Here is a 21,057-nt window from a genome sequence, read left to right as displayed (position 1 = left end):
TTCCTCGCAAAAGGGCCGCTTACCAACCGTTGGCAACGGGTGGTTTGGGCGGGATGGGGCTCTCCTGCCGGGAGGGAGCCGCAGGGAGTAGTTCGACGAGCGCGCCGCTCTCCGACCGGAGCGTCAAGGCGAACCCCGGAGACCCCGAAACCCGCACGCCGACCGCACCGTCGCCGACGGCCGCGAGCTCCCGGCGCAAGCTCTCGGCCCGCTCGACGCTCGACTCGAGCCGCACAAAGCCCACGAGCTCGAGCGACGGCCCGACGGTCTCCCCGGGGTGGGGCGTCTTGCCCCAGTCGATGAGAAACGGCAGGTCGTAGCGCTCAGGATCCGCCTCAGAGCGCGTGAGGCGCCACTCGAGAAGGTCACCCGCGGGTGTGCGCCGCGACAGGTCGCCGACCGGCCCCGTCTCCCACCCGACTTCACGCGCGCTCACGACAGCCTCGTCAATGTCTGGCACGCGAATCGCGTACGTCTGCACTGTTGGGCCGGTGAGCTCCGATATCCCGAACTTCGTCGGCAGGGGCGCGTCGGCCGCGTCGTCGTAGGGCCCGATGAGCTCGATGTACTGCGGCCCGCGGCGCCCGTCGACAGTAAGCGCGACGAGCGCGTTCTGGGTGCCGATCGGATGGCGCCCACCGGGCTCGGCCGTCACGCCCGTGAGCTCCGCGAACCAGGCGACGAGCGTCCCGAGGTCGGGGCCAGCGATGACGATGTGGTCGAGCGCAGCCGCACTCACAGCATTCACAGCGCTCACTGCTCAACACGCTTCGCGGGCAGCTCGGGCTCACCGAGCGACAGCATGAGTCTGTTTGCCCAGTTGAAGAACGCCGCCCCGTTCACGACGTCGATGATTTCGGCGTCGCCGAGCCCTGCGTCGCGGAGGCCGCGCACGTCGGTCTCACCGAATGAGAGGGGCGTGTTCGTGAGGGCGACGGAGGCGCTGACGATCGCGTTCCATGAGTCGCTGCCGAGGTCGGCACCAACGCCCTCGTCGAGCAGCCGCTGCACGTCGTCGCGCCTGCCCGACTCGCGGGTCGCCGCGGCCGAGTGCACGGACGCGCAGAACACGCACCCGTTGTGCCGCGAGGCCGCCGTCGCCGCGAGTTCGCGCTCGGCACGGCCCACGCCGCCCGTGACGTTGAAGAAGATGTCGAGGTCGGTGAGCGTGCGGGCGCGGAGCGCCGCCGGGTCGCGCGCGAGCAGGCGGAAGTACGGCATCTTCGCGCGGGCCGGGTCGACGAGCGCATCGAGCTGGTCGGCCGCAAGGTCGGCCTCCGCGACCGGGGCGAGCCAGGGCACCCAGCCCAGCCCCTGCTGAGTGAACGCCTCCGGGCGGCTGAGGTCGGGGTACTCGGTGATGAGCGCGGAGGCCGCCACCGACACCTGCCCAGCCGAGGATTCGCCAGAGGCAACAACAGGAAGCGCAGGATCCGCCGGCGCCGCAGCGCCGCCGGGTGCACTGCCTGCGACCGCGCGCAGCCCCCACGCTGCGCGGAGCTGGAAGGTGAGGAACGCGATGAGCTGCGAGAGCGACACGATGTCGTCGGCTGACCAGCCAGCGTCGACGAGCGCCCCGAGGGCCGCGGGCGACGCCTCGCGGGGCCGGATCACGAGCAGGTGGGCGTGAGCGAGCGCGGCCGCGAGCCGTTCCCCGAGCGCGGCCGTGTCGGCCTCGTCGGGGGTCCAGGCCCGGGCGGCGGTGCTCTCTTCGTGCAGGCCGGGCTCGCGGTAGCTGCCCGAGGGGCCACTCGCTGCTGCGTGCGCGGCGAGCCCGTCTGGGCCGGTCAGCAGATCGACGAGCGCGGGCGCCTCGTCACCAAGCACGTCGGCGTAAAACGCCTCGGCGTCTGCGAAGCCGTGGAGTTGGGCGACGAACAGCGCGACCGCGTAGCGCTCGGCGAGCGAGAACTGGCCGGGGTTCTCGGGTTCGAGGAGCGCGACGAAGCTCAACTGCGCGTTCTCGCGCGCCTGCGCTCGCAGGTCGCGCAGCCGTGCGAGCTCGTCGCCCGGGGTAAGCCCCGACAGCAGGTCAATGATGTCGGCGGTGAGTGCTGTGGTCATGATGTCCTTCGCTGGGGTAAGAGGGTGGGAGAGCGGCGCGAAGCCGCGGTGCAGGGGGAACCGCCGAGTTCAGCGGGCCGCCCCAACAAGCAGGCGCTCGGAGGCGGACGACCCGTCGCCCGCGAGACCGGGTGCACCGGCGGCACCGGCGACACCGGCGACACCCGAGGCACCCGAAGCGAGCAGCCCGCCACCAGGGATCGCGTCGAGCAGCGCCCGGGTGTACTCGTGCTGCGGGTTGACGAACACACGCTCGGCGTCGCCGTACTCGACCTGGCGGCCGCGCTGCAACACCGAAACGGTGTCGACGATCTGCCGGACGACGGCGAGATCGTGCGAGATAAACACGTAGGTGAGCCCAAGCTCGCTCTGCAGGTCGGCGAGCAGTCGAAGGATCTGAGCCTGCACGGTTACATCGAGCGCCGAGACGGCCTCGTCGAGCACCACAAGCTCGGGCTCAACGATGAGGGCCCGAGCGATGGCGACCCGCTGGCGCTGCCCGCCCGAAAGCTCGCCCGGCTTCCGCCCCGCGATCTCCGGCGAGAGCGCGACAAGGTCGAGTGCGTGCGCGATCCTGTAGGCCCGGTCGGCGCGCGTGCCGATCCTAAAGTTTCTCAGGGGCTCACCGAGCGTGGCACCGATGCTCTGCCGCGGGTCGAGCGAGCCGTAGGGGTTCTGGTACACGAGCTGCGTGTGCCTGCGGAAGTCGCGGCCGGGGCGCCGACCGACGAGCTCGGTGCCCGCGACGGTGATCTGACCCGAGGTCGGCCGCTGGAAGCCAGCAATCGCGCGGCCCGTCGTCGTCTTCCCCGAACCCGACTCGCCGACGAGCGCGTGGGTGGTGCCGCGCGCCACGTCGAACGAAACGCCGTCAACGGCGACGAAGGGGTCACGGCGGCCAGGGGTCGCGAACTCCTGCCTGAGGTCAGCGACCCGCACGAGCGGCTCACCCACCCCAGCAAGAGCACTCGCCCCAGCACCAGCAGGCGCCGCCGCCGCCGCGGGCCGATCCCGCACGACGACGCGGGTGAGCGAGGGCGCATCCGCGAGGAGCTTCCTCGTGTACTCCGACGCCGGGTTCGCGAGCACCTCGTCCGACGGCCCGGCCTCCTGCACCTCGCCGCCCTGCATGACGACGATCGAGTCAGAGCGGTCAGCCGCGACGGCGAGGTCGTGGGTGATGAACAGCACGCCCATGCCCGTCTCGCTCCGCAGCCTGTCGAGCAGGTCGAGCACGGTGCGCTGGATGGTCACGTCGAGGGCGCTCGTCGGCTCGTCCGCGATCACGAGCTCTGGTTCGAGCGCGAGGGCCGCGGCGATGAGCACGCGCTGTCGCATGCCCCCCGAGAGTTCGTGGGGGAACTGGCGCGCGCGGCGCTCAGGGTCGTCGATGCCGACGCGGTCGAGCAGGTCAAGCACGCGGGCATCGACGGCCCGCCTGTCGCGCACACCGTGAATGCGGAGTGCCTCTCCGACGCTCGCCCCGATGCGGAGGACAGGGTTGAGTGAGTTGCCCGGATCCTGCGGGATGAGCCCGATCCTGCGCCCGCGGATGCTTCGCCACGCGCGCTCGGAGCGGCCGGCGAGCTCTTCCGTGCCGTGCGCGGCGCTCGTGAGCGTGATGTCGCCGCCGGTGACGCGGCCGTTGCCCGCAAGCAGGCCGATGACCGACTGCGCCACGCTGGTCTTCCCCGAGCCCGACTCGCCGACGAGGGCGGTGACCTTGCCCGGCGCGACGTCGAGTGAGACCCCGCGGACCGCGTGTACCTCCCCGGCGGGGGTGTCGTAGGCAACGCGCAGGTCGCGCACCCTCAGAAGTTGCTTGTCGCTCATGCTGGTTCTCTTCCTCGGATTGCGTGGCTCAGTCGGTTGGTTGCGAGCACAATTGCGACGACGACGAGGCCGGGCAGCACCGTGAGCCACCACGCCGTCGCGACGTAGTTTCGGCCCTCGGCGATGAGCAGGCCCCACTCGGGCGTCGGGGGCGGGGCACCGTAGCCGAGGAAGCCGAGCGTCGAGATCTGCAAGATCGCGGAGCCGAGCTGGAGCGCGGCGAGCGCCACGACCGGGGTGAGCGAGTTCGGCAGGATGTGGCGCCACAGCACCGTCCAGAACGTGCCGCCGGAGCCGTAGGCCGCCTCAACGTACTCGCTCACGCGCACACTCACGACCTGCGAACGCGCGAGCCGGGCGAACACCGCGATCGACGTCACACCCACAGCGATCGCCGCGTTCGTGGTGCCGAACCCGAGCAAGATCACGACGCTGAGCGAGAGCAGCAGCGCCGGGATCGCGAGCAGCACGTCGACGACCCGCATGAGCGCCTCGTCGAGGAGGCCACCGACCGCGCCAGCGAGCACCCCGATGGTCGTGCCGACCACAAAGCCGACGAGCACCGCGACGAGCGCCCCGACGATCGACTCTGAGGCGCCGTAAATGACGCGCGTGTACAGGTCACGCCCCGTCGCGTCAGTGCCGAACCAGAACTGGGCGCTCGGGCTCTGCAGCGCCGCGCCAACAGTCTCTGTCGGGCTGCCGTGCGCGAAGAGGCCCGGCGCGATCGCCCACGCGAGCCCGAGCAGGATCACGAGCGCCGGCACGGCGAACCCAGCCACGCGACGCCACGCTTCCGTCTTCCGTGGGCCGCGGGCGTTCTCAGGTGGGGAGCCGGCTGGCTGGGCTGTGGTCTGAGCCTCGGGCTGGGCTGCAGGCTGGGTGGCCCGCACGGGTGGGGTGAGGATGCTCATCGGAGGGCTCCCTGGAGTTTCGCTGTCTGCCGCGCGGTCGCACGCGTCCGCAGCCGCGGGTCGAGCACGGGGTACAGGAGGTCGACGACGAGGTTGATGATGACGAACGTCGCCGCCGCGAGCACGACGATCGCGAGCAGCACGGGGGTATCGCGAGTTGCGACGGACTGGGCGGTGAGCTGCCCGATCCCGGCTCGCGCGAACACGGTCTCAGAGACGACGGCGCCGCCGACGAGCTCGCCGAACAGTACACCGGCCATCGTGAGCGTCGGCAGCAGCGCGTTGCGCGCGACGTTTCGCCAGAGCAGCCACGATGTGCTCGCGCCGCGGGCTCGCACGACGGTCACGAACGGCTGCGTGCGTACCTCGTCGATCGATCGCAGCAGCACCTGCGCGAGCGGGGCGGCGATCGGGATCGCGATGGTGAGCATGGGCAGCACGAGCCCCTGGAACCCGGTCGCCCCGATCGCCGGCACGAGCCCGAGCTTGAACGAGAAGAACTGGATGAGCATGATGCCGACCCAGAACACGGGAAGCGATATGAACAGCGGCGGCAGCCCCCGGAAGAGGCGGCGCAGCCAGCCCCAGCCGCCGTAGCTCGCGGTGAACGCGATCGTCACGGCGAGCACGACGGCGACGACAAGGCTCGACAGCGCGAGCGTGAGGCTCGACGGCAGCGCCGCGGCGAGCAGGGTCGAGACCGCGGCGCCGCTGTTCACCGAGTACCCGAAGTCGCCGCGCACAAACGACAGGATCGAGTCGAAGAAGCGCTCGAGGGGTGGCCGATCCGCGCCGTAGCTCTCACGAATCTCGTCGAGCTGCTCGGGCGAGAGCCCGAGCTCGGGGCTGCCGTAGCGCGCGAGCACCGCGTCGCCGGGCAGCGCCGCGAGCAGCACGTACGCGACCGTGTAGGCGAGCGCAAGCACGAGGAGCGCTTGCAGGAGACGCCTTGCGAGGTATGGCATTGGGATCGGGCCCTTCGGGTGCTAGCGGTTCAGCCAGGTGCTGTAGAAGTTCGGGCGGCCCACCGACTCCGTCGCGAAGCCCTGCACCGCGTCGGTGAGGCCGTAGACCTGGGGCTCTTCGAAGAGCGGCAGGATGTAGGCCTGCTCAGCGAGGTAGCGCTGCGCGGCGGCCGACGCCTCGGCCCGCGCCTCGGGGGTCGGCGACGACGCGACCGCGGCGAGCAGGTCGTCGAGCTGCTGGTCGGCATTCTTCTGGGTCGCCGTGTCGTAGTTCAGGAGGGTGTTGCGGTTCGTCGAGAAGAACTGCGACTTCAGCACGTCGTAGTCGGCGCGGCCGACCATCGAGTGGTAGACCTGAATCGTGTCGGCGTCGAGGCTCGCCGCGGTCTGCGCCGCGTAGTCGCCCGAGAACAGGTTGACCTCGATGCCGAGCTCGCCCAGCTGCTCCTGGATGAGCGTGACAACTTCCTTGGAGCGCGGCTGAGGCTGGGCCTCGTTGAACGTGATGCTCAGGCGCTTGCCGGCCTGCTCGAGCACACCGTCGCTGCCTGCCTTCCAGCCCGCCTCTGCGAGCAGCTTCGCAGCCTGCTTGGGGTCGTAGGTGTAGTTCTCGGAGGTGTCGAGGTAGCCGAGTGCGGTCTTCGCGAGCGCACCCGTCGCGAGCGGGTAGCTGTCGGTGAAGAGCGTCTTCACGATGGCCTCACGGTCGATGCCAGCGATGATCGCCTGCCGCACGCGAATGTCGCTGAGCAGCGGGTTCGTGAAGCGGAAGTTCAGGCTGTTCGTCACGCCGTTCGTTGACGCAGCCTGGATGGCGAGGCCGGGTGCCGCGAATTGCGGCTCGTCGGGGGCCGGGATCTGCCGGGCGATATCGGCCTGCTTCGCGACGACGGTGCCGACGCGCACGCTGTTCTCGCCCGCGACGGTGTAGGTGATGCCGTCGAGGTAGGCTCGGCCGTCGTGCGCCGCAGCCTCGGGCGCCCAGTCGTAGTCCTCGCGCACCGTGAGCTGCGTCTCAGTGCCGATCTTCTCGTCAGAAACGACGAAGGGGCCGCTGCCGATGACCTCGGTCGCGCTGCCGGGGCCGAACCCCTCGCTATCGAGGTCGAGCGTCGCGTCAGAAACGAGCCCCGAGTTGATCGTTGACACGGCCTGCGCGAAGCCCGGAGACGGCGCCGAGAAGAAGAACTTCACGGTCGTCGCGTCGATGACCTCGCCGTGGTCGTAGTTGTTGATCGCCTCCGACGGGGTGAGCGCGCGGTCTGCGTCGCCCTTACCGTAGAGGTCGATGTTCTTCACGACGTTCTCCGCGGTGAGCGGCGTGCCGTCAGAGTAGGTGACGTCGTCGCGGATCGTGAACGTGTACTCCGTCGCGTCGGCGTTCACCTCGGGCAGCTCGGTCGCGATCCACGGCCCGAGTTCGAGCGTCTCCGGGTCCTGGTACAGCAGCCTGTCGGTGATGTTGTTCACGATGCCGCCGTTCGGGTAGAACCCGCCTGCCGGCGGGTACAGCGTTGTCCAGGCCTGCGGCTCAAGGTAGCTCAGCGTTCCGCCAGTGGCGGGGTCGCCCGCTGGTTTCTCACCGGCGGTCGCGCCGCTTGCGCAGCCCGCGAGCAGCGCGGTCGTTGCGGCGAGGGACAGCGCGGCGAGGGCCGTGCGGCGTGTGCGTGACATGAATTCGGTCTCCGTGGTCGGGGCGTGAACGCAAGAAACATATGGTTTGCTTCTGCGTGGCATTACGAGACGTTATCCTTGCATGGCGAGTGCACCCCGCGCAACGCGCCACACGCGACACCCGTCACACTGCGTAACCCAACGAACTTCGAGTCGTGGCCTCAAATCAACCCAAGCTAGGGTTATAAGAGCCATAATCCCAGCGAACATATTTGGATCAGCCACATGCCCTCCCCCGCAGCACCCGACGTGCACGACACGCTTCCGAGCATTGCCATCGTGGGCCTCGGCCCGCGCGGCGCTTCCCTCATCGAGCGCCTCGGCGTCCACCTCTCCGCGGATTCAACGCAGGTTGAGTTCGAGCTCCACCTCATTGACGACGGGCAACCCGGCCCCGGGCGCATCTGGCGCACCGACCAGACCCGCGAGCTCTGCATGAACACGCTCGCCGACGCGGTCACACTTTTCACCGAGCCCGGCAGCTCGGTTTCTGGCGATGTCGTCGAGGGCCCAACGCTCTACGAGTGGTGCGTGCTCGCCCGCGAGGCCGCGCTCGGCTCCGAAGCACCACAGCGGGGCGCCGACGAGGAGATCCCGCACTCGCGAGCTGCGACCTTCGCCGCCTACCCCGCGCGCGCCGGCCTCGCAGCCGAGTACCGGGAAGAGCTCGCCGCGCTTCGCCCAGAGTCGCACCCGAGCCGCGCCCTCTACGGCGAGTACCTCTCGTGGTTCTTCCGCCGCGCGATCACCGAGCTCCCTGAGCGGGTGACCGTGATCCACCACCGCGCCCGCGCAATCGCCGTCGAGCGGAAAGGTGGCCGCGAGCGTCTCACACTCAGCCGAGACGGGCTTGCCACTGGCAGCACCGTGACGGCTGATGCGGTGATCGCGGCGACAGGCTGGCTGCCGCGCACCCAGAGCCCGGCGGACGCGGCACTCGCCGCCCGCGTTTCGGCGCGGCCCGATCTCACTTGGGTGCGCCAGGGCAGCCCCGTCGAGCAAGACCTCGCCGCGATCCTCCCCGGCGAAGCTGTCATCGTGCGCGGTCTCGGCATGGGCTTCTTCGACACCGTCACGCTCCTCACTCAGGGCCGCGGCGGCAGCTTCGTCCCCGCTCCTGGCGAGCCCGGCGGCCTGCGCTACGTCGCGTCCGGCCGAGAGTCGGTCGTGCACGTCACGTCGCGGCGCGGCGTTCCGTTTCGCGCCAAGTCGCGTTACGGCTCGCTCCCGCCGCGTGCCGACCAGCGCCTGTTGCGCGAGGTCGACTGGCAGCGGGTGCCGCGGCCCATCAACTTCGACGCGGCGCTCTGGCCCCGCATCGTCGGCGACGCGTTCCTCGCGCACGCCGAGACCCTCGGCAGGGTGCGGCCCGACGCGCTTGGTTCGGTCGAAGACGGCGGACGCCAGGATCCTCAGACCGCGTTGGCCGGTATCGAGGCCGCGATCCGCACGGTGATCGCTCCCGCGGCCTCCGGCACGTCTTCCCCCGACCTCGGTGACGTCGCCCGCGAGGTCGCCCGAGCCGTTGCCCCGTTCATTCCAGACCCCGCTGACCGCCTCGATCTCGCCGGTGAGATCGCCCCCGTGCGCGGCGAGTTCCCATCGCCCGAGGCGTTCAGCGATTGGGTGGTCGAGCGGGTCGCCGCCGACCTCCGCGAGGTCGACCTCGGCGCCGACAGCCCCGTCAAGGCCGGCCTGTGGTCGGTGAGTTCTGCGCGGGGCTTCGCAGCCCAGGTCGGAACCCTCGGCGGCTTCGACGCGGAGTCGCGCGCGAGCGGGCTCGCGCTCCTCACCGCCCTCGGGGGCATGGTCGGGTCGGGGCCGCCCGCGTTCCGCAACAACGAACTGCTCGCGCTCGCGGCGGCGGGCCTCGTCCGGTTCATCGGGCCCGAAGCCACGGTGGGTGTCGACGAGCGCGGCTTCGTCGCGTCGTCGCCGGCCGTCCGCGGCTCGGAGGTCACGTCGCGCGCCCTCGTCGACGCGTGGATGGAGTTCCACGACGTGCGCACGACGCGCGACCCGTTCACGACATCGCTACTCGACGCCGGCCGCGCACGAGCCTTCGCGATCTCCTCGCGCACCGGGGCCACCGCCGCAACGGGCGGCATCGACATCGACGAGGCGACGGGCCGCCTCATCGGCGCCAACGGCACCATTGACGAGAGCGTACACTTCGCGGGTATCCCAGTCGATGACACACTCCACGGCACCATCATCAGCCCGATGCCTGGAACAGACCCCCCGATGCTGCGCGAGACCGACCGCGTTGCGGCGAGCGCCCTCACCGTCGCGCTCACAGCCGCGGCGACACCAACCCTTGAAGGAGCCCTCAGTGCCTAACCCCCACACCGATTTCGAGCTCGCACGCCACTCTGCCCGCCCCGTCGCACTCGTCACGGGGGCGACTGGCGGCATGGGCTCGGCAATCGTCAGGGAGCTCGCTACGACGCACCGGGTCATCGCCGTCGGACGCGGGCGCGAGGAACTTGCGGAGCTCGCCGACGAGACCGGGGCCGTTCCCTGGGCCGTTGACCTCACCGACGGGGCGGCGCTCGCCGAGCACGCCGAAGGCCTCGACAGGCTCGACGTGCTCGTGCACGCCGCGGCGCGGGGTGGCTCGCTCTCGGTGACTGACGCGCGCGCCGAAGACTGGGCCGAGCACTTCGCGGTAAACGTGACCGCGCCGGCCGAGCTCACCCGTCTCACCCTGCCGCTCTTGCGGGCATCTCAGGGCACCGTCGTCTTCATCGGCTCCGGCGCTGGCACCCGTCCCGTTCCCGGCAGCGCGGTCTACACGGCGACGAAGCACGCGCTTCGGGGAGTCGCTGACGTACTGCGCATCGATGAGGAGCCCTTTAGGGTGCGGGTGGTGACGCTCGCTCCCGGCCAGACCGACACCGCGATGCTGCGGGCGAACATTCCAAGCGCCGACTACCGGCCCGAGCGCTACATCAGGCCTGAGTCGGTCGCCGAGACCGTGCGCTTTGTCGTCGATGCGCCAGCCGACGTGCAACTCACCGACATCGCGGTGCGCCCGCGCCAGGAGATCGCTCGACTGTAAGAACGCTTCACCGCCGGTATTCGGGCAGCCGGGTGCGTGGCCCGCGCGAAGGGATCGCCCTCTGAGTTCGCCGAACTCTGTGTTGTTCCCGGGATCGATGGCGTATGGTGCTGGTGGGGGCCCTTCGTCGGCCCCCTTTTTCGTATACGGACAACCACAACGATGTGACGGCAGGAGGGCAACGTGAAGCTGATTAAGTTTGACCTCGAAGCAGCGGGCGCGCTCAAGACCGCACTGTCTGAGGCCGAGCGGGCCCTGGATCGCCACCTCGGTTGGCGCGGAGACGGAGCACACCGCGCGGCGAACGGGTTCTCCGGCTCGTACTCAACGCTCTTCGCAGCCGCGAACGTGATCGAAGCGGAGGATCGCGGTCGGCTCGGTCGTGTGCTTGCCGAGACCGACGAGGGAATCTCAATCGTGAGCCGCCAAGCTGAACAAGAGGAAGAACGCCTCACCAAGCTCGCGGAGTGGCGCGTGCGAGAACTCGCACGCGAGCAGGAACGTGCGGGAGGCGACCTTTTCCAACCACTCCAGCTCACGGCCATGCTTGACCCGAAACCTTCAGAAGAGCGAATCCATCCGACACCCATCTCGGCAGCATTTCGGGCCCGTGAGCGGGCGCGCTCCGCCAGCGGCGGCTCTGGGAAACGCAGCTCCGCCGACCCTGAGCTGCTGCGCACGTTTGCGGGGCAGACGCGTGGCGTCGATTCTGGAATCGAGCAGTACCTCATCCGCCTCAAGGAGTCGTGGGTGAAGTTTCTGGAGTCATGCAGCTGGGCGCAGATCGATTCAGCGACCTTCGTTTCTGGGTTCGAACGCTACCTTTCCGAGAACCGAGAGGACGCCGATTGGCTTGACCGGATCGCCGACGCGTTTGAGCAGGCGGGAGGCTCGGTATCGGACGCTGTGCTCGATACCATCGCGATGTCTAGGCTGTCACCCGACCTCACGTCGCTGCTCCAACCCGGCCTCACTTCAGAGGAGGTCGCGAAGCTGTTCCTGGCGCTCGGTCTCACCGCTGCCGACATCGAGGCCCTCGTACCCCGGCCAGGTGAGCAACCGACCGCGGCGACCCTGGCCGCGCTCATGGCACTCGGAAACCTCAACGGCCTCTCGGCTGAGGTGCGAGACATCGCTTCTCGAGCGGTGCTCCGCGCGGCAAGCGATTACCCCGAACTGGTGTACCAGGTGATGGGTTTCAAAGACGCTGGCGGCATGAGCATCGAGGCGTTCACGGAGCAGGTCGCGGGACTACAGGATGCGCTTGACAAAGCTGACAGCGCAGCGAGGGCCCTTCCCGGCGCTGCGGGAAGCATCGCGCAGCTCGTCGGTTTCGGCGTGCACGAGGGCGCCGTCGTCGGCGCGATCTCGCTTGGTGATCTCGACGCAGCCGCAAACGTCACCGTGAACACGCCAGGCGCGATCTCGAGCCCAAAGAACACGGCAGACACGATGGTCAGGGCGGCGGGTGACCTGCTGAAGCAGACGACTTGGTTCGAGCCGGGCACATCGTTCGCCGTGGTGTCGTGGATCGGATACCACGCCCCACAGACATTTCCGCCCGAAGTGGCCTCCTCCGAGCGGGAGCTCGCGGGCGGTGCGAGGCTCGCGAATTTTCTCGACGGCATCGTCGACAGCCGCGGCGGCAGACCCCTACCGAGTGTCACAGTACTCGCCCACTCATACGGCTCACCGACCGCAGCCATCGCGCTCACGCGCACCCGCCACCAGGTGACCTCGTTCGTCTCCTACGGCTCGGTCGGCTTCAGCGGCGGCATCGAAAGGAACGACCTCAACGCGAAGGGCGTGTTCGCCGCCGAGAGCACGAGTGACGCGAAGCTCACGGGCACTGCTCGCGTGGGTAACGCTCTCGCTGGCGGCCACCGAGAGAACCCTGTCGGAATGGAGGAGGTCGCCGTGATTCCCACGGGCGCTAACTCCGCAGCGGGCACGGTCGCCGTCGACGGGCACGCGATGTCGCCCGACCCTGCGGTGAGCGGCGAGGTCGGGTACCTCAGCGCAAACTCGACCTCGCTCGCGGAGATCGCGTGGGTCGTGGCGACGGGGAAGGCCGACTAGTGCGGGCCGGGCGCGGAGCCTCAGCTGCGGCACTAATGGCAGTAATACTTACGCTGACGGGGTGTGGAGGAATGGTAGAAGCAACAGATAACGCGGGAATGACCCGGGCAGAGGTCGCGGAGCTGACCCTGCAAGAAGAATACGAACTGTACGGTGAACGCTACGACCGGGCACACGAGCTGCTCGCCGACGCTCAACTCCAGATCAGCGAAGGCCCCTGGATTTGGGGCGAAACTGGGCTGCTACCGCACAGCGGCTACGCGGGAGGCGTCCGCGGAACCACGCTCCCCGGCTCGGACGGCGACACCAGCTACGACGTCACAGACAGCCGCGTCATCGACCCCAAAGATACCAACGGCGCCGCGCAACTCGAAACCATGCGCCGCTACTACAAGGCAAACGGCTGGCCCGTCGAGGAACAGGTCGGAAGCGACTGGATAACAGTGTGGGGCCGCACCGACGACGGCTACTGGCTTGGCTACACCGTCAGAGAACCCGGCACCCGCTACCTCGTCGTCCGGAGCGAACTCTACTGGACCAACGACCAACCCGCACTAGAGTCCGTAATCTCAGATTTGACTCCCGGCAGCTTTGCCGACGGCACCTACCCCCGAGAATCCCTGCCCGGCGACTACATCCCCTTCCCAAACTGGCCTGATGCCGTCACCAAATAACCACCGCCGGGTACGTTGGCAGACGCCCGCAGCGACGATACTCCTGCTTGCTGGACCGTCGCTAGCAGGGTGTGGAGGAATGATGGAGGCAACGGATAACGCAGGAATGGCCCGGGCAGAGGTCGCGGAGCTGACCCTGCAAGAGGAATACGAACTGTACGGTGAACGCTACGAACGTGCACACGAGCTGCTCGCCGACGCTCAGCTCCAAATCAGCGAAGGCCCTTGGATTTGGACAGGAACCGTACTGTTACCGCACAGTGGCTACGCTGGGGGCGTCCGCGGAACCACGCTCCCCGGCTCAGACGGCGACACCAGCTACGACGTGATAGACAGCCGCGTCATACAGCCGCCAGGCGCCACCGGTTCAGCGGCCGATCTAGAGCCAATGCGTCGGTACTACCAAGGCAAAGGTTGGCGCGTCGAAGAGCAAGCTTCTGGAGGGTGGAAGACCGTGTGGGGCCGCACCGACGACGGCTATTGGCTGGAATACACCGTCCACTCAAACGGCAGTTACAGCCTCGCTGTCCGCAGCGAGCTCTACTGGACCAACGACGAACCCGCACTTGAAGCGGCGGTAGTGGACCGGGTGCCCGGGAGCTACGCCGACAACACACTCCCGCGAGAATCCCTGCCCGGCGACTACATCCCCTTCCCTGACTGGTCTGATGCCATCCCCAAATAGCAACCGCACGCACTGACCATGACTGGCCAAACGGCCTCATCAGGCGTTAGGCGGTGAGCGCGGCCTCGATCGCCGCTCGGATCGCCGGGTCGTTCGGCTCGGTGGCCGAGCGGAAACGCGTGACCGTCGGGGCGCCGCCGCCCGCGGGGTCACGACTCACGATGAACTTCTCAAAGTTCCAGCGGACGAGGCCGCCCGTGCCCGCGGCATCCTTGCCTTTGCGGAGCTCCTTGAACAGCGGCTCGGTGCCCCGGCCGTTGACCTTTCCCTTCGCGAGCAGCGGGAAGGTGACGCCGTAGTTCAGCGTGCAGAATTCGGCGATCTCTTCGTCGGTACCCGGCTCTTGCATCAGGAACTGGTTGCACGGCATGCCAATGACGGCGAGGCCCCTCTCGCGGAATTCTTGGTAGAGCTCTTCGAGGCCCGCGTACTGCGGCGTGAACCCGCACTTCGAGGCGACGTTGACGACGAGGGCCGCGCCGGGCGCGAGCTCCCCAAACTTCCGGCTCTCGCCGTTTGCAAGCTTCACTTCGATTTCACGCATGCTGTCTCCTGCCCCATGAGGTTCTCCCCCAAACCTACTCCGCTCGGGGCGCAGCTCCCAGGCCCATTCGGCTGTTACACCTGCAAACCGCGCATCGTATGCCAGATTCCCAGATTCGGGCATACGATGCGCAGGTTACATTCGGTGGGGCTGAACGAGCCGACCCCGCTACAGCCGCGGGTCGACCGGGTCAGACTCGAGGGCGAGCACCGCGGCCACAGCCTCGTGCACCCGCCAGAGCGGCTCACCCGCGACGAACCGGTCGAGGGCCTCCGCGCCCAGCGCGAACTCGCGGCCGGCAAGGGAGCGCTTGCGCCCGAGGTCGCGGTCTCGCAGCCGCGTGAGGTTCACGGGTTCCAGGTATTCGGGGCCGTAGATGATCCGCAGGTACTCGCGTCCGCGCACCTTGAGCCCCGGGGGCACGAGCCCCTTCTTGCCGAGCACAACCGACTGCTCAGGCTTCACGACCATGCCCTCGCCGCCCGCTTCGGTGAGCTCCTCCCACCAGCGAACGCCGACCTCGACGCTCTCGGCGTTCGCGGGCTCGACCGTGAGCGAGCGGGTGCGCCGCACGAGCTCGGGAGCCGCGTCGGCGAGCCTGTTCGCAATGTCGAGGTGCCAGGGGTGAGGATCGCCGTAGCGTGCCCGCCCCTCGGTCGCGAGCACTTGGAACGGCGCGAAGCTCACGCCTTTGAGCCCCGAGGTCGGCCAGACGTAGCGCCGATAGGCGCGGGTGAACGCCTCGGCGTCGGCGAGGCGTTCACCCGCGCGGGCCTCGAGCTTCGCGGCCTCAACGCCGCGCGCTGAGGCCGCGGCGAAGGCCTCGACCGCCGCGCCGAGCCCGGCACGCGCGGCGGCTCCCGCAGGGGCATACACGCCGGTGAGCAGGTCTCCAGCCTTCAGCGACCAGGGCAGCATCTCGCCGTCGAACAGGATCCAGTCAGTCTCAAGCTCGTCCCAGAGCCCCGCGGCGTCAACCGCCCCTCGCAGCCCGGCAAGGAACTCCTCCATGAGCTCACGCTCGAAGAGCGCCCGCCCGGTGCGGGTGGTGACCATGCCGGTCTCACCCGGCTGACCCCCGAAACGCTTCGCGGCGGTCGCCTCGTCGCGGCACAGCAGCACGACCGCGCGCGAGCCCATGTGCTTCTCCTCGCACACGACGCGCTCGACGCCCGCGGTAGCGAACACCTTGAAGGCCTCGCGCGGGTGTTCAAGGTACCCGGGCTCGGAGCTCGTCGGAGACGGCGCCATCGTCGGTGGGAGGTACGGGAGCCACGAGGGCGCGACCGCGAACCTGCTCAGCGTTTCGAACCCGCCGGCGGCGTGCTCGGCCCTGATGCCGACCCGGCCGTGCAGCTTCGTCTCGATGACGCGCTTACCGAGCACGTCGGCTGCGCGGAGCTCGCCCGCAGCGCGGGGCATGGCTGGCGCGGCGGCACCCGGGCCAGCACCCGGCTGCCCGGCGGCGGGCGCGGCAGGCCGCTGGCGATCCTGATCGCCCCCGTCACGCGCGACGGTTCCCCGCGGCGGAGCGAGCGGCCTGACCGGGTCGGCGTAGCGCTCGCGGGCGGGCACCTCGACGAGCTCGCGTTCGGGGTAGCGCAGCGCCGAGAGCTTCCCGCCGAACACGCAGCCGGTGTCGAGGCACATCACGTTGTTGAACCACTCGGCCTGCTCGACCGGGGTGTGGCCGTGCAGCACTGTGGCCTTCCCGCGGTAGTCGGCGGCCCAGTCGAGCCGCACCGGCAGACCGAACTCGTCGACCCCGCCCGTCGTGTCGCCGTAGAGCGCGAACGCGCGCACCCGGCCAGAGCTGCGGCCGTGGTACGCCTCTTTCAGGCCCGCGTGGGCGACGACGAGGCTGCCGTCATCGAGCACGAGGTGCGAGACGAGACCGTGCGCCCAATCGCGCACCTCGCGCCTGAACTCGTCGGACTCGCCCGCGAGCTGCAGCATCGTCTCGGCAAGGCCGTGCGCCATCGACTTCCGCTTGCCGTCGAGCGCGGCCACGAGCTTCTCCTCGTGGTTGCCTGGTACGGCGAGCGCGTGGCCCGCTTTGTGCATGCCCATCGCGAGGCGCAGCACGCCAACCGAGTCGGGCCCGCGGTCGACAAGGTCGCCAAGGAAGAGCGCGCGGCGCCCCTCGGGGTGCCTCGCGTCGATCGCCCGCCCCGCGTCGTCACGCACGATCACGTAGCCGAGCGCGCCGAGCAGTTCCTCCAGCTCGGGCAGGCAGCCGTGCACGTCGCCGATCACGTCGAACGGGCCGTGGTCGTCGCGGAAGTCGGTGAGGAGCTTCCGTCGCACGATCGTCGCGGCCGCGACCTCGTCGGTCGTGCTGAGCACGTGCACGCCGCGCAGGCCCTCGCGCCTGAGGCCGCGCATCGAGCGGCGCAGCTGGCCCTGCTGGCGGCGAATCACCTTCTCGCCGCGCGGGGTGTCGTCGCGGCCGCGGTCGTGCTCGAACAGCACTGAGTCGGCGAGGTCAAACACGATCGCGACGGGCAGCACATCGTGGTCGCGCGCGAGCTTGATGAGCGAAGCGCGCGACTCGGGCTGCACGTTCGTCGCGTCGATCACCGTCAGCAGCCCGGCCTTAAGGCGCGCCGCAGCGATCGTGTGGAGCAGCTCGAACGCGGGTTTCGTCGCCGCCTGGTTGTTCGGGTCGTTCGAGACGATGCCGCGGCACTCGTCGCTCGACACGGTCTCGTAGGGGCCGAAGTGCTCGCGGGCGAATCGGCTCTTGCCCGATCCTGATGCGCCGACGAGCAGCACGAGCGCGACCTCTGGGATCGAGATCTCGGTCATTTGGTTCCTCCCCGCGTGAACGTCGCCATCTGCGTTGCCGAGCCGAGCCCATCGGCCGTCGGCCCGATGCCCGCCAGCACCACCGTGTAGCCGTGCGCGAGCGCGACCCGCTCGGCCCAGGCCGCGAACTCCGCGCGGGTCCACTCGAAACGGTGATCGTGGTTGCGCAGCTCACCGGGCGCGAGGCCCGGGTAGGCGGCGTTGTATTCGACGTTCGGGGTCGTGACGATCACGTGGCCGGGGCGCGCGTCGGCGAACACCGTCTGCTCGAGCACCGGCACGCGCTCGAGGTCGAGGTGCTCGATGACCTCCATGAGCACCACCGCGTCAAAGCCGCGCAGCCTATCGTCGCGGTACGTGAGCGAGGACTGGATGAGCCCGACCTTCGCGCGGATCGAGTCTGAGGAGCGGTCGGCGGCGCCGCCTGGGGCGTCGTCGAGCCCGAGCCTGCGGGCGGCCTGCGCGAGAGCACGCGCCGAAACGTCGGCCCCCACCAGGCGCGTGATGCGCGGGTCACGCGCGAGCGGCGCGAGCAGCGCGCCCTGGCCGCAGCCCATGTCGAGCACGGTCGCCGCGCCGAGCCGCGTGAGCTCGGCGTGCACGGCCTCGCGGCGCTCACGGGCGAGCGACGGCTGGCGGGTGCCGGTCGCCGCCGATCCCCGTTCAGGATCGCCAGCGCTTGGCACACCCGCACCCGTTCCTGCGGTGGCTGCGGTGTCTGCAGTGCTGGCCGCGTCTGCCGCGTCTGCCGTCGCTGCGACGTCTGTTGCGTCTGCCGCGGCGATGAGGTCACGCTGGTGCCTGAGGAAGCGGCGCAGGATGAGCTCGCGCTCCGGGTGAGTGGCGAGCCACTCACCCCCGTGCCTGAGCAGCTTGTCGTTCTCTGACTGGTCAACCCAGTAGTGCTTCGCGTCGTCGAGCACGGGCAGCAGGATGGTGAGGTGCTGCAGCGCGTGCTGCAGCACCTCCGTGCCCGAGAGCCTGACGTCGAAGATTTCGGAGTCGCCCCACTCGGGAACCTCGGGGTCGAGCGGCAGCGCGCTCGCCGACACCGCCCACCCGAGCGGCTCGAACAGCCTACGGATGAGCTGCGCGCCATCAGCGCAGGCGACCGTCGGGAGGTGCACCTCGAGTTCGAGCGGCGCCGCAACCCGCTCGGGCCGCGCCTCGCAGTTGCCCGCGAGGGCCGTGCCATACACCCCGCGGATCGCGCCGGTGAGCAGCGAAGAAGCCACGTACGGCCTGTCGTTCACGTACTGGCCGAGCGTGAAGCTCTCCATCGCGGCGCCCTGGCCGCGCAGCAGCCCGATCGGGTCGACCTCAAGCGCGAGCGCGACAGTGCAGCGCTCGTCGGTGAGCTCCGTGCAGACGACGCTCACCGCGCCGACCGAGAGCTTCCGCGTGTGCGCGCGACCCGGATGCTTATGCAGCAGAAACGTCAGATCCTCGACGGGTGCGGTTGTGGTGCTCAGCGAAACGTACACCGGCCCATTGTTGCACGGGGGCCGGGCGTGTCGCCCGACCCCCGTGTGTTCGGCTACCGAACCGAGGCGCGGCGCATCGACAGCCAGGTGCCGAAGATCGCGAGCGCGGCGATCCCTACCCCAACGCCGGCGAGCAGCGGGCGGGTGATGGCCGCGATGATCTCCCCGAGCTGCGGCACGAAGATGAGCAGCAGTACGACGAGCACAAGCGCGAGGCCGAGGGCCGCGACGGTCGGCCCCTTCGAACCGAAGCGCACCCAGACCGCGCCGAAGAAGCCGCCGACGCTCGTCGCCACGAACGTGATGAGGAACATCGTGATAAACAGCACAAGGGGGTTGCCCGAACCAAGCAGGTACACGTCGAGCGCGTACAGGTGGATGAACCAGTGGCCGGTGGCGAGTTCAAGCCCGAGCAGCACGACCATGACCGCCGCGATGAAGAGCGACAGCACGATATTCGCGAGCGCGGTTCCGAGCACGTGCGCGCGGCGGGTCGCCCCGAGCGCGAGCGAGAACGGGTACGTCGTCGCAATCGCCTGGACGCCGTAGTAGACGAGGAAGCCGGGGAGCGACCAGATCATGCCCTGGTTCCAGCGGGCACCCTCGACGTACTCGGCTGACGCCGGGTCAAGGCCGCCCCGCTGCAGCATGAGCGAGATGAGCGCCGAGACGACGAGCACCACAAGCACGATCTGCAGGGGAACGCCGAACATCGCGCCCGGCTTGTTCATGTGCAGCCGGGTCACCTTCAGCACGCGGTTCATGAGCGCACCTCCTTCTCACTCGCGGGGCTGTCCCCGCCGTCGAAGCCGTAGGCGGCGACGAGTTCTTGCAATGACACCGAGCTCAGTTCGACGTCGCCGGCGGCGGCTGCCCGGTCAGGCCGCCCCTCAATGACCACGGTCGCGAGGCCGCCAAGCCGGTGTCGACTGAGCACCGTGCGGCCCTCGGCGTACGCGGCGACAGCGTCAGCGGAACCCGCGGCCTGGTGTGCTGCGCCGCGCAGCTCGTCGACGTCGGCGTCTTGCACCACGCGGCCGCGGTCGAGGATCACGACGCGCTCCAGCAGCCTGTCCATCTCATCGATGAGGTGCGTTGAGAGGAGGATCGTGCGGGGGTACCTCTGGTAATCCCGCAGCAAGACGTCGTAGAAGTAGCTGCGGGCGGTCGCGTCGAGCCCGAGGTAGGGCTCGTCGAAGAAGGTGACCGGGGCTCGTGAGGCGAGGCCGAGCACGATCCCGAGCGCCGAGGTCTGGCCGCGCGAGAACTTCTTCACCACGGTCTTCGCCGGGATGCGGAAGAGCTCAACGAGTTCGTCGGCGAGCGCCTGATCCCAGTTCGGGTAGAAGATGCGCGCCGCGCGGAGCGCGTGGACGAGCTTGTAGTCGTCGGGGTAGCGCTGGTTATCGCGGATGAAGCAGAGCTGTTCGAGCACCTTGGCGTGTTCGAAGGGCTCCGAGCCGAGCACGCTGACGGTGCCGGAGGTCGGGCGATCCTGCGCCGTTGCGAGCGACATGAACGTCGTCTTGCCGGCGCCGTTGCGGCCGAGCAAGCCGGTGATCGTGTTCTCGTGAACGTTCAGGGTGACGTCGTCGAGGGCGCGGGTTGCACCGTGGACGCGTGTGAGGCCGCGGGCCTTGATCGCGTAGGTCATATCCGTTCTCATTCTGTTTCGGGGGTGCGGGAGTCGTCGATGAGACGATTGAGCGCCGCCCTATCGAGCCCGATGGTGCGCGCCTCGGCGAGCATCGGCTGGACGAAGTCCTGAACAAACCGGTCGCGCCGCTCAGCCGCGATCCGCTCGGTCGCGCCCTCGGCAACAAACATGCCGATGCCGCGGCGCTTCACGAGGATGCCCCGGTCGACCAGCAGGCCGAGGCCCTTACCGGCCGTCGCGGGGTTGATGCGGAGATAGCTCGCGAGCTCGTTGGTCGAGGGCACCTGCCCGCCCTCCTCGTAGCGGCCGCGCAGAATGTCGTCGACAATCCGTTCGGCAAGCTGCTGGAAGATTGGCCTTGAATCCTCAAACACGTGTCACCTCGTCACCTCGGGCCCGGTACCCGTGATCGCATCCTATCCACCCCATCGGTTCATTACTTCACTAATGAACCTACGAGGGTGGCGCGCTGTTGTCAAGAAATTCATTGTTCTGCCTGGGCACCCCAGGCCGCGCACCGGCCGCGCACGGACCACGCACCCCAAAGATCTGGGATCTGCGAAACCAATGACCACTCGAGCCCGATCGGGCATATTGAACGCCGATCGCATTGGA

The 21,057-nt window shown here is 69.0% G+C and carries 17 protein-coding genes; 5 read left to right on the top strand and 12 right to left on the bottom strand.

What is annotated here, in order from left to right:
- Positions 1-19 precede the first annotated feature (19 nt).
- From FB468_RS12085 to FB468_RS12060, 6 genes are all read right to left on the bottom strand, one after another.
- Complete coding sequence (locus FB468_RS12085; protein WP_246055862.1) at positions 20-748, bottom strand: VOC family protein; 729 nt, start codon at positions 746-748, stop codon at positions 20-22.
- Between the two features lie 5 nt (positions 749-753).
- Positions 754-2,064, bottom strand: coding sequence for an alkylhydroperoxidase domain protein (locus tag FB468_RS12080; protein ID WP_141887567.1), 1,311 nt, complete (start codon positions 2,062-2,064; stop codon positions 754-756).
- Between the two features lie 69 nt (positions 2,065-2,133).
- Positions 2,134-3,897 (bottom strand): dipeptide ABC transporter ATP-binding protein, encoded by a 1,764-nt coding sequence (locus FB468_RS12075; protein ID WP_141887566.1) that lies wholly within the window; start codon positions 3,895-3,897, stop codon positions 2,134-2,136.
- Positions 3,894-4,811, bottom strand: coding sequence for an ABC transporter permease (locus FB468_RS12070; RefSeq protein ID WP_141887565.1), 918 nt, complete (start codon positions 4,809-4,811; stop codon positions 3,894-3,896). The genes FB468_RS12075 and FB468_RS12070 overlap by 4 nt, the downstream gene beginning before the upstream one ends.
- Entirely contained in the window at positions 4,808-5,776 is a 969-nt protein-coding gene (locus tag FB468_RS12065) for an ABC transporter permease (protein ID WP_141887564.1), read from the bottom strand. Before FB468_RS12065 ends, FB468_RS12070 begins: the two co-directional genes overlap by 4 nt.
- 21 nt (positions 5,777-5,797) lie before the next feature.
- Complete coding sequence (locus FB468_RS12060; RefSeq protein WP_141887563.1) at positions 5,798-7,450, bottom strand: TIGR04028 family ABC transporter substrate-binding protein; 1,653 nt, start codon at positions 7,448-7,450, stop codon at positions 5,798-5,800.
- A gap of 225 nt (positions 7,451-7,675) precedes the next feature.
- Here FB468_RS12060 and FB468_RS12055 point away from each other — a divergent pair, with 225 nt between their 5' ends.
- The 5 genes from FB468_RS12055 (at position 7,676) to FB468_RS12035 (ending at position 13,949) form a co-directional block, all read left to right on the top strand.
- Positions 7,676-9,790, top strand: a complete 2,115-nt coding sequence (locus FB468_RS12055) for an FAD/NAD(P)-binding protein (RefSeq protein ID WP_141887562.1) — start codon at positions 7,676-7,678, stop codon at positions 9,788-9,790.
- Positions 9,783-10,511 carry an SDR family oxidoreductase gene (locus tag FB468_RS12050; RefSeq protein WP_170219582.1) on the top strand — a complete coding sequence of 243 codons (729 nt, stop codon included), beginning with the start codon at positions 9,783-9,785 and terminating at the stop codon, positions 10,509-10,511. Before FB468_RS12055 ends, FB468_RS12050 begins: the two co-directional genes overlap by 8 nt.
- Positions 10,512-10,694: 183 nt before the next feature.
- Complete coding sequence (locus tag FB468_RS12045) at positions 10,695-12,590, top strand: alpha/beta hydrolase (RefSeq protein ID WP_141887560.1); 1,896 nt, start codon at positions 10,695-10,697, stop codon at positions 12,588-12,590.
- A 71-nt stretch (positions 12,591-12,661) separates the two neighbouring features.
- Positions 12,662-13,264 carry a hypothetical protein gene (locus FB468_RS12040; protein ID WP_141887559.1) on the top strand — a complete coding sequence of 201 codons (603 nt, stop codon included), beginning with the start codon at positions 12,662-12,664 and terminating at the stop codon, positions 13,262-13,264.
- Between the two features lie 79 nt (positions 13,265-13,343).
- Entirely contained in the window at positions 13,344-13,949 is a 606-nt protein-coding gene (locus FB468_RS12035) for a hypothetical protein (protein ID WP_141887558.1), read from the top strand.
- Between the two features lie 46 nt (positions 13,950-13,995).
- Here FB468_RS12035 and FB468_RS12030 read toward each other — a convergent pair whose 3' ends face one another.
- The 6 genes from FB468_RS12030 to FB468_RS12005 form a co-directional block, all read right to left on the bottom strand.
- Positions 13,996-14,493: a glutathione peroxidase gene (locus tag FB468_RS12030; RefSeq protein ID WP_141887557.1), complete on the bottom strand. Its 498-nt coding sequence runs from the start codon at positions 14,491-14,493 to the stop codon at positions 13,996-13,998.
- 168 nt (positions 14,494-14,661) lie between these two features.
- Complete coding sequence (locus FB468_RS12025; RefSeq protein WP_141887556.1) at positions 14,662-17,301, bottom strand: AAA family ATPase; 2,640 nt, start codon at positions 17,299-17,301, stop codon at positions 14,662-14,664.
- On the bottom strand, positions 17,298-18,785 hold the full coding sequence (locus FB468_RS12020) for a 3' terminal RNA ribose 2'-O-methyltransferase Hen1 (protein WP_141887555.1): 1,488 nt from the start codon (positions 18,783-18,785) through the stop codon (positions 17,298-17,300). Before FB468_RS12020 ends, FB468_RS12025 begins: the two co-directional genes overlap by 4 nt.
- Positions 18,786-18,838: 53 nt before the next feature.
- Positions 18,839-19,549 (bottom strand): hypothetical protein, encoded by a 711-nt coding sequence (locus tag FB468_RS12015; RefSeq protein ID WP_141887554.1) that lies wholly within the window; start codon positions 19,547-19,549, stop codon positions 18,839-18,841.
- Positions 19,546-20,439 (bottom strand): ABC transporter ATP-binding protein, encoded by an 894-nt coding sequence (locus tag FB468_RS12010; protein ID WP_141887553.1) that lies wholly within the window; start codon positions 20,437-20,439, stop codon positions 19,546-19,548. Before FB468_RS12010 ends, FB468_RS12015 begins: the two co-directional genes overlap by 4 nt.
- 8 nt (positions 20,440-20,447) lie before the next feature.
- On the bottom strand, positions 20,448-20,816 hold the full coding sequence (locus tag FB468_RS12005) for a GntR family transcriptional regulator (RefSeq protein ID WP_141887552.1): 369 nt from the start codon (positions 20,814-20,816) through the stop codon (positions 20,448-20,450).
- Positions 20,817-21,057 lie beyond the last annotated feature (241 nt).

Source organism: Leucobacter komagatae (genome assembly GCF_006716085.1).
GTDB lineage: Bacteria > Actinomycetota > Actinomycetes > Actinomycetales > Microbacteriaceae > Leucobacter > Leucobacter komagatae.
The sequence above is the reverse complement of the archived record's forward strand: the minus strand, read 5'-3'. Positions and strand labels throughout refer to the sequence as shown.